The sequence below is a fragment of the Reichenbachiella sp. MALMAid0571 genome (assembly GCF_040151475.1).
In the GTDB taxonomy this organism is placed as follows: domain Bacteria; phylum Bacteroidota; class Bacteroidia; order Cytophagales; family Cyclobacteriaceae; genus CAXBNB01.
Genome location: NZ_JBDKWG010000148.1, coordinates 145,547 through 154,172, shown reverse-complemented (window position 1 = coordinate 154,172; position 8,626 = coordinate 145,547). Strand labels below are relative to the sequence as shown.

The 8,626-nt window shown below is 39.3% G+C and carries 9 protein-coding genes; 4 read left to right on the top strand and 5 right to left on the bottom strand.

The genetic code is table 11. From position 1 onward, the window contains the following. Positions 1 to 130: 130 nt before the first annotated feature. From AAOP42_RS20715 to AAOP42_RS20705, 3 genes are all read right to left on the bottom strand, one after another. Entirely contained in the window at positions 131 to 520 is a 390-nt protein-coding gene (locus AAOP42_RS20715) for a hypothetical protein (protein WP_349530498.1), read from the bottom strand. A gap of 134 nt (positions 521 to 654) precedes the next feature. Then, a complete protein-coding gene (locus AAOP42_RS20710) occupies positions 655 to 1,725 on the bottom strand; it encodes a M42 family metallopeptidase (protein WP_349530497.1) in 1,071 nt (356 codons plus the stop codon). A 145-nt stretch (positions 1,726 to 1,870) separates the two neighbouring features. Further along, complete coding sequence (locus AAOP42_RS20705; RefSeq protein ID WP_349530501.1) at positions 1,871 to 3,427, bottom strand: acyl-CoA carboxylase subunit beta; 1,557 nt, start codon at positions 3,425 to 3,427, stop codon at positions 1,871 to 1,873. Positions 3,428 to 3,580: 153 nt separating this feature from the next. Here AAOP42_RS20705 and AAOP42_RS20700 point away from each other — a divergent pair, with 153 nt between their 5' ends. Next, a complete protein-coding gene (locus AAOP42_RS20700) occupies positions 3,581 to 4,525 on the top strand; it encodes a Ppx/GppA phosphatase family protein (RefSeq protein WP_349530496.1) in 945 nt (314 codons plus the stop codon). Next, the gene (locus AAOP42_RS20695) at positions 4,518 to 5,591 is read left to right on the top strand and encodes an Ldh family oxidoreductase (protein WP_349530495.1); all 1,074 of its coding nucleotides are present in this window, start codon (positions 4,518 to 4,520) and stop codon (positions 5,589 to 5,591) included. The genes AAOP42_RS20700 and AAOP42_RS20695 overlap by 8 nt, the downstream gene beginning before the upstream one ends. On the opposite strand, the gene AAOP42_RS20690 is transcribed toward AAOP42_RS20695, so the two are convergent. Both AAOP42_RS20690 and AAOP42_RS20685 read right to left on the bottom strand, forming a co-directional pair. Then, positions 5,588 to 6,112: a hypothetical protein gene (locus AAOP42_RS20690; protein WP_349530494.1), complete on the bottom strand. Its 525-nt coding sequence runs from the start codon at positions 6,110 to 6,112 to the stop codon at positions 5,588 to 5,590. The two genes, AAOP42_RS20695 and AAOP42_RS20690, sit on opposite strands and share 4 nt — an antisense overlap. Before the next feature lie 15 nt (positions 6,113 to 6,127). Beyond that, positions 6,128 to 6,424, bottom strand: a complete 297-nt coding sequence (locus tag AAOP42_RS20685) for an FtsB family cell division protein (RefSeq protein ID WP_349530493.1) — start codon at positions 6,422 to 6,424, stop codon at positions 6,128 to 6,130. Between the two features lie 177 nt (positions 6,425 to 6,601). Between AAOP42_RS20685 and AAOP42_RS20680 the strand changes: the two genes are divergently transcribed. Both AAOP42_RS20680 and porY read left to right on the top strand, forming a co-directional pair. Next, positions 6,602 to 7,282, top strand: a complete 681-nt coding sequence (locus AAOP42_RS20680) for a response regulator transcription factor (RefSeq protein ID WP_349530492.1) — start codon at positions 6,602 to 6,604, stop codon at positions 7,280 to 7,282. Continuing rightward, complete coding sequence (gene porY / locus AAOP42_RS20675) at positions 7,279 to 8,550, top strand: PorY family sensor histidine kinase (protein ID WP_349530491.1); 1,272 nt, start codon at positions 7,279 to 7,281, stop codon at positions 8,548 to 8,550. The genes AAOP42_RS20680 and porY overlap by 4 nt, the downstream gene beginning before the upstream one ends. The last annotated feature ends 76 nt before the right edge of the window (positions 8,551 to 8,626 follow it).

The window sequence follows — 8,626 nt, the reverse complement described above, 5'->3', positions numbered from 1 at the left end:
TCCATACAATGTGATAATCACATCGATATAGAACATGACTCAACTTTTTGAAATTACTCATCACTCAAAGTTAAGGGTTTCAGGCATAGCCTAATGTACATAACCACCTTCAAAGAAGGTGGATTTTAAGTTATATTAAATCCGTATTGGACTGATCAAACACAGCAGCAAATCGGAATTTTAAAGACTGAAGTTTACTAAATGTCTCATTTACATTGTTTGTACGTTCAACTGTTACGTAAGCATAATCCCTAATTTCACGTTCCTCATCCGATTCATGCTTTCCTCTTTTTCGAGTTCTCCCCTCACCAACACCGCTAAAAGAATGACGAATCATAGCAATATCCTCCTTAGCTTCATAGACAAGAGCTAACACTTCTTCTGCTAGCTCATATTTTCTCTTCCATCGAGTTTCCTTCCTCCATGAGTTGATACCATAAATTCCAACAATTGAAGCTGTAGCAATTGCCAGGCTTCTTAAACCATCAAAAATGAGAGAAATTATTTGTTCAGAACTCATATCGTTGTGATTGTAAAATTACATATGAAGTTAGTATAAATTGACTGACAATAACTTGTAGCACTAAATAAAACAAACACTTGTGTGATAATTATTCCCCTATCCACTTTACGTTGACACTCCAAAATCACACCCTACTTAATATACCTGAAATCATGTCCAGATTTTAAATTCTTCAAAAACTCAAGCATCAGTTTTATGACATTTTCTATGTCGTCATAATGCACGGTTTCTACCGTAGTATGCATATACTTGAGTGGTAATGAAATCAGTGCAGATGCCACTCCTTCGTTGGAGTAAGCGAAAGCATCAGTGTCTGTCCCGGTAGATCGGGAAGCTGCTGCTCGCTGAAACGGTATCTTTTGTTTTTCAGCCACTGAGATGATCATTTCCAGCAAATTGTTTTGCACCGCAGGCCCATAAGTAAGCACCGGTCCATCGCCGGATTTGTGGTCTCCACTTACTTTTTTGTCGTACATTGGCGAAGTAGTGTCATGGCATACGTCTGTAATAATGGCTACATCGGGCTTGATGCGTGCCGCTATCATTTCCGCACCCCGAAGGCCGATTTCCTCCTGCACGGCATTCACCACATAGAGTCCAAATGGAAGTTCTGTTTTGCTTTCCTTTAGCCTTCTGGCTACCTCTGCAATCATAAACCCTCCTACCCGGTTATCAAGCGCACGTCCGGTAACATACTTTTTATTCAAATCCATCAACTCGTCATCGAAGGTCACTACAGAGCCTACGTGTATGCCGAGCTTTTCTACTTGTTTTTTGGAAGTACATCCCACGTCGATGAAGATGTTTTTCACTTCTGGTTTTGTTTCTTCCTTCCCAACCCTTACATGGATTGCAGGCCAACCAAATATACCTTTCACCACACCTTTGGACGTATGGATGTTTACTCTTTTGGACGGTGCGATCATGTGGTCAGAGCCGCCATTTCTCACCACATAGATGTATCCATCATCAGTAATATAATTGACAAACCAGGCAATCTCATCGGCATGAGCCTCGATCACTACTTTGTACTTATGATCAGGATTGATCACACCTACCAGAGTACCATAGGTATCAGAAATGTAAGTGTCGATGTATGGTTTCATATATTCCAACCATATTTTTTGTCCCGAGCTTTCAAAGCCGGTAGGTGATGCGTTGTTTAAATATTCGTATAAGAATTTTTTACTTTTTTTATCCATATTTTCTCTATTGAAAGGTAAAAGTCGAAAGTGAAAAGTTGAAAGCTAATTCCTAAGCTTTCTCTAAAACAGGAACGTTCCCTTAGTATAATTCCACTTTCATTTTTTAGGTTAATGGTTAAAGTTACAGTTAACAGTCAAAGACTTATAAAGGGATATTCCCGTGTTTCTTTCTTGGCAATTTAGCCACTTTGTTTTCCAACATCTTAAAAGAAGTCATCAATTTACTTCTGGTATTGTGCGGCAGTATGACTTCATCAATATATCCACGGCCTGCTGCAATGTAAGGATTGGCAAATTTTTCGGTATATTCATCAATCTTTTCCTGCAACTTGGCTTCAGGATTTGCTGCCTCCTGAATTTCCTTTTTAAAGATGATTTCTGTAGCTCCTTTGGCACCCATTACTGCTATTTCAGCAGTCGGCCAGGCGAAATTCATATCCGCACCTATATGCTTGGAGTTCATGACATCATATGCACCACCATAGGCTTTTCTCGTGATCACCGTCACTCTTGGTACAGTCGCTTCGCTAAATGCATAAAGCAATTTTGCGCCATTGGTAATGATAGCATTCCATTCCTGATCCGTACCTGGCAAAAATCCCGGAACATCTTCCAATACCAGCAATGGGATATTGAAGCAATCGCAAAAACGAACAAATCGAGCTGCCTTAGTACTGGAATGAATGTCTAATACTCCGGCCAAACTAGCCGGTTGATTGGCAACTATACCAATGCTTCTACCTCCCAACCGGGCAAACCCTACTACAATATTTTCAGCAAAATTTTTATGCACTTCAAAAAAAGAATCTCCATCTACTATCCCTTCTATTACCTCCTTCATATCGTAAGGCTGGTTTGGATTAGCAGGAACAATGGTATCCAGCACTTCCCGAAGTTCCGATTGTTCGCTATAGGGAAGTCTTTCCGCTTCCTCTTCACAGTTTTGAGGCATGTAGCTCAGCAATTGCCTGATATTCCTGATGCACTCCACTTCATTGGCACAAGAAAAGTGAGTCACCCCACTCTTGGTGCTATGGGTAGATGCCCCTCCCAATTCTTCTGATGTGACATCTTCCTGAGTTACTGTTTTCACTACGTTGGGTCCGGTCACAAACATATAGGACGTGTTTTCCACCATCAAAATAAAATCCGTGATGGCTGGAGAATAAACCGCTCCGCCTGCACAAGGCCCCATAATTGCTGAAATCTGTGGAATCACTCCGGATGCCAAAGTATTTCTATAAAAAATATCAGCATAGCCACCCAGGGACACCACTCCTTCCTGAATCCTTGCTCCACCGGAATCATTCAATCCAATAATTGGAGCTCCATTTTGCATGGCCATGTCCATTATCTTAACAATTTTTTCAGCGTAAGTTTCAGAAAGTGACCCTCCGAAAACCGTGAAATCCTGACTAAAAACATAGATGAGCCTTCCTTCGATTTCGCCATAACCAGTCACTACTCCGTCTCCCAAATAAACTTGCTTATCGAGACCAAAATCTGTTGCCCTGTGAGTGACCAACTTACCTACTTCCTGAAAACTACCCGGATCAAGCAGCAAGTCAATGCGCTCTCTGGCAGTAAGCTTTCCTTTGGCATGCTGCGCATCTATTCTCTTCTGACCACCGCCTAGGAGTGCCTCCTGATTGAGGCTTTCAAGATGCGCAATTTTTTCTTCCGTACTTTTCAAAGTCATTGTCCCCGCTATTAGTGAATGTCCAAATATAGCGTGTAATGGCATTTTCTATATGAAAGTTGTCACATCATTTATGAATCTGCTAAATACATTTTGCCATTCCTTAACCTGATTCGCATTTTGTTTCTAAATTCGCCCTAAAAATTTCAGAAGATGCTTCAAGCCGTAATAGATATTGGTACCAACACATTCAATTTGATTATAGCAAACAGGCTGACTGAAGAAATTTTGCATAAAGAAAAACTGGCCGTCAGGCTGGGAAAAGGAGGCATTTCCAAAGGAATCATAGCCGATGATGCCGCCGAAAGGGCAATTCAGGCACTATTGAAATATAAATCCACTATTGAGAAATTCAAAGTAGAAAATGTGATTGTAACGGCTACCAGTGCCGTCAGAAATGCCCAAAACAAAAATGAATTTATCCAAAAGGTATTAACTGAAACAGGCTTTGAAGTGCAAATACTGTCCGGGGATGAAGAAGCAAATCTGATTTATCAGGGGGTAAAACATTTCCTTAAAATAGGTACTCAACCCGAACTCATTATAGACATTGGAGGTGGAAGCATTGAATTTATTGTAGCCAATAAAGACGAGGCACTTTGGATGAAAAGTCTTGAGATTGGCGGGCAAAGATTGATGGATAAATTTCACAAACACGATCCCATATCAAACGAAGATATCGACAGACTGAATGCATTTCTAAAAGAGCAACTGGCGGAGGTGTTTGAAGTATGTGGAAAGTATCAGGTAAAAGCAATCATAGGATCTGCAGGTTCTTTCGATACTCTGGAAGATATGTACCTGCTGAAAGTTGGAGGTGAAGCTGTTTCAAATCAAAATTGTGACCTTCCCATTGACTACTTCCAATCTATCTGTACCGATCTGATTACAAAAAATAAAGAAGAGAGAATGCAAATCCCGGGTATGATTGCCATGCGGGTAGATATGATTGTGGTATCATCTCTATTGATAAAATTACTTATTGAAACATTGGGCATAGTCAATCTGAGGGTATCTGCTTACGCACTCAAAGAGGGAGTTTTATTTGGCGACAATGACATGGCAGGCTCAATACATCAGACTTTAAAACATGAATAACTATTCATATAAAAAATTAGAAAAATTTATACTGGATGTCTTCCTGAAAATCGGGTACAATCAAGAGCAAGCTGTGCTAGCAGCCAAAGTGCTGATCAGTGCTGATCTGAGGGGAGTGGATTCTCACGGTATTGCAAGACTTTCAGGATATATCAGACTTTGGGAAGCAAAAAGAATCAATACGAATCCTACTATTAAAATTACTCATGAGACACCTTCTACTGCAGTGGTGGATGGAGATGCAGCCCTAGGTCTGGTAGCAGCTCCAAAGGCTATGGAAATAGCCATAGAAAAAGCAAAAAACGTAGGCACAGGATGGGTATCGGTAAAAAACTCAAACCACTATGGCATAGCAGGCTATCACTCGATGATGGCTCTGGATCATGATATGATCGGTATTTCAATGACCAACGCAAGCCCATTGGTTTCACCCACATTTTCAACAGAAAGACTGTTGGGAACAAACCCGATTTCTGTAGCTATACCAACCAAAAACCAACCGGCTTTTGTAGCTGACATGGCGACAACCACTGCTGCCAACGGAAAACTGGAGATTTTACAACGCAAAAAAATGGACTGTCCTACAGGGTGGGTACAGGATCAATCCGGAGCTATTACTACCGATTCCTTTGGCGTAAAAAATGGAGGTGCATTGCTACCCCTTGGAGGTGACAAAGAACACGGTTCTCATAAAGGATATATTTTAGGTTCTATTGTGGATATATTTTCGGCTGTACTTTCTGGTGCCAACTATGGCCCCTGGGTACCTCCATTCGTTAGTTTCTTACAGCCACCAGCCGATCCGGTTGGTGAAGGTATTGGTCATTTTTTTGGTGCCATGCGTGTGGATGCTTTCAGACCAAAAGAAGAGTTTTTAGACCATATTGACAACTGGATTACCAGGTTCAGGCAGGCAGAAACAATCAAAGGACAAGAAAGGGTTGTGATTCCCGGCGATCCTGAAAGAGAAATGGAACTGGAAAGAAAGAAAAATGGAATTCCTTTACTTGATCCTGTAGTTGAAGACCTGAAATCTCTGGCTGATAAGTTTGGATTGGATTTTTAGAAACCCAAAGTGATTCCACCTCCAATTACGATCGGACTGTTGTAAACACTTGGCTCACCTTCCACATAAGACAGGTTGTAAAGTACTGTAAACGACGCTACTGCTTTGCCACCCAAAGGCTGCTGAATTCCTCCACCTACCAAAACACTCTTCAAACCAAGCCTCCTCCCTTCAATTCCAGTATCAATACTGAGATATTCGTATTGAGCCATAGCAAAAAATGGATCGGCTATTTTAACTCTTCCAAACACATTTCCTCCATAATGAGTTCTGGATATATCATAGATTTTTTGATATATGTATGAAACACCTACTCCGGCAGATACTGCATTGGTTATTCTATACCCCATTGTTGGGGAAACATTGACATAGGTTTGAGTTCCAAATTGGAGCCCCAGATTTCCACCCATAAATATCCTTTCCTGCCAGTCGGACCGCTCGTCAATATCGTTTTGGTTTTGCGCTAATAATAGCGAACCGGAAACAAAAGTTAGTAATAGCGTAAGAACAATATGCTTCATGAGATATAGTTTGATTTATTCATTTTCTTCAACAATAATAAACACCTCTTCCCCTTCTTTTTTCATGTAATATTTCTCTCTGGCAAACCGCTCCAATTGCAACTTGTCATTCAAAAGGGCTTCACGATCTTTTTTTACTTTTTCTATTTCTTCCAGATAATGGTCTCTTTGGTGCTCCAGATCATTCAGCTTGGACTTCAACTGATACTGAGAATAAAAGTCGTTGGCATCAAAGAAAAGCATCCACACAATAAAAATCACTCCACCAAGAAAGTATAAATTACGGGTGAATTTTGGGAGTTTGTCTAACATTTTCAAGTATTGTTTCCTCTAAATTATTTAATCCTGAGACTAAAAACCAAATTCTAAGAATATCAATTCAACTAGCTTAGCTGAATGTAGCTTCAAATTTCCTTCAAAAATAAATATTTAATTTGTATAAATTATTGATCCTTAAGGAATGGTCATGCAAATAATTTGATCTCAAAAATGAAAATTCTGATAATAGAAGACAACAACGAATTGAGGGAAAACATGGAGAGCTACCTGACTCAGGAGGGCTTTCTTTGTGAATTGGCAGAATCAAAAAGTGCTGCCATGGATAAACTCACGTCTTTTCTTTACGACATTATCTTGCTCGACATCATGTTGCCTGACGGATCTGGAATGGACATTCTCAGCCATATTAAATCAAGAGGCATCAAATCAGGAGTATTGATTATTTCCGGTAAAGACTCGATGGACGACAAAATACAAGGGCTTGATTATGGCGCAGATGATTACATCACCAAACCCTTTTTCCTACCTGAATTGAATGCACGAATAAAGTCAATTTACAGAAGGAAAAAATTTGATGGAGACAACCTCATCCGGTTTGAGGAAATCACCATCAACCCTGAAACCCGTGAAGCTAAGGTAAATATGCATCTTCTTGAGTTTACCCGAAAAGAGTACGAACTATTGGTTTATTTTATCGCCAATAAGAACAGAATACTTACTAAACAGGCTATTGCCGAACACCTTTGGGGTGATTTTGCAGATTCTCTGGATTCGCACGATTTTGTTTACCAACATATCAAAAACCTGAGAAAAAAAATTACTAACGCAGGAGGCGCTGATTACCTCAGCACTATATACGGAATGGGCTATAAATTTTCAACCGAGCAATGAGGCTAATTCACAAATTCTTATTGGTTTACCTTATCATTAGCCTGGTCGCATTCGGGATTGGTGGTATGGTTACATACTATATTTTTTCTAAGGAAATAGAACGAGAAACCAATTTCGAACTTCTTCACAAAGTAAGGTATCTGAAAGATATGATGGAAAAAGGGGTGAGTTATAAAATTCTGATGCAAGACAAAATACATATTGATCAAATACCGTCATCCAAAACAATAAAAGATTCTACTGTATTTTCCGACACTCTCGCCTATCACAGGTATTCAAAAGCCGTTATTATCCAACGAAAGATTGATGCCTACCGAAACATTCAGGACACTACCTATCATTTTTCCATATACGAGACCGTAATAGAACCCGAAGACACAAAAAATAGTGCCACACGATCTATGGTTATCTTGTTTTTAGTACTTGTTGCGTTTTCATTAGTGCTTAGTTTTTTCATATCCAAATGGCTCTTAAGTGCATTTCATGTCTCGCTCATAGAAATGAAAAAATTTAGTATTCAAAGCTCCAAACCTATTCAGCTCCCGGTCTCCTCCACTTATGAGTTTAAAAACCTGAATAAGTTTATCAATCAAATGACTACCAAGGCGATCAATGATTATAAAAACCTTAAAGAGTTTGGCGAAAATCTTTCACATGAAATCAGCACCCCCCTGGCAGTGGCCAATGGAAAACTTGATCTTTTGCTTCAAGAAACCAACCTTCCTGAAAATCAAATTTCTCTGGTGATAACCGCTCAAAAAGCGATACAAAAACTCTCGAAAATACAACGGGCTATTTCGCTTTTAACCAAAATAGAAAATGCTGAATTTGCCAATGTGAAACCATTAGACATCTCAGGTGTCATCAATAAAATGGTAAAAGAGTTTATAGAATTAGCCGAGTTGAAAGAAATAAAAGTAACAACTGATATTGAGGCAGACATATTGATCAATATGGATTCCACGCTTGCAGAAATTCTTTTTTCCAATCTGCTTCAAAATGCCGTTAAACACAATATTCCAAATGGAACTATTCGTATCGAATTGAATCAAAAGAGGTTCTCTATAGCCAATACAGGCATTAAACCGGTGGAGTCGCCGGAAAAGTATTTTTTCAGGTTCAAGAAAAACAACCAAAGCAGCGAGTCATTAGGACTGGGGTTATCCATTGTGAAAAAAATATGTGATATCAGCGGGTTTGATATCAATTACAACTTTCAACAAGAAGCAAAAGAACATAAAATCTCAATTCAATTTCAAAAGCTCTGACAGCTTCAAATTTACTTCAAATTCCAATTATACTTTTACAGTGAATACGAGTAATCATTTTTCAACAAGTAAAAAA

Bases quoted from the DNA above. Each gene is read 5' to 3' on its own strand.
- AAOP42_RS20715 (WP_349530498.1), bottom strand. From the start codon at position 520: ATGAGTTCTGAACAAATAATTTCTCTCATTTTTGATGGTTTAAGAAGC.
- AAOP42_RS20710 (WP_349530497.1), bottom strand. From the start codon at position 1,725: ATGGATAAAAAAAGTAAAAAATTCTTATACGAATATTTAAACAACGCA.
- AAOP42_RS20705 (WP_349530501.1), bottom strand. From the start codon at position 3,427: ATGACTTTGAAAAGTACGGAAGAAAAAATTGCGCATCTTGAAAGCCTC.
- AAOP42_RS20700 (WP_349530496.1), top strand. From the start codon at position 3,581: ATGCTTCAAGCCGTAATAGATATTGGTACCAACACATTCAATTTGATT.
- AAOP42_RS20695 (WP_349530495.1), top strand. From the start codon at position 4,518: ATGAATAACTATTCATATAAAAAATTAGAAAAATTTATACTGGATGTC.
- AAOP42_RS20690 (WP_349530494.1), bottom strand. From the start codon at position 6,112: ATGAAGCATATTGTTCTTACGCTATTACTAACTTTTGTTTCCGGTTCG.
- AAOP42_RS20685 (WP_349530493.1), bottom strand. From the start codon at position 6,424: ATGTTAGACAAACTCCCAAAATTCACCCGTAATTTATACTTTCTTGGT.
- AAOP42_RS20680 (WP_349530492.1), top strand. From the start codon at position 6,602: ATGAAAATTCTGATAATAGAAGACAACAACGAATTGAGGGAAAACATG.
- porY (WP_349530491.1), top strand. From the start codon at position 7,279: ATGAGGCTAATTCACAAATTCTTATTGGTTTACCTTATCATTAGCCTG.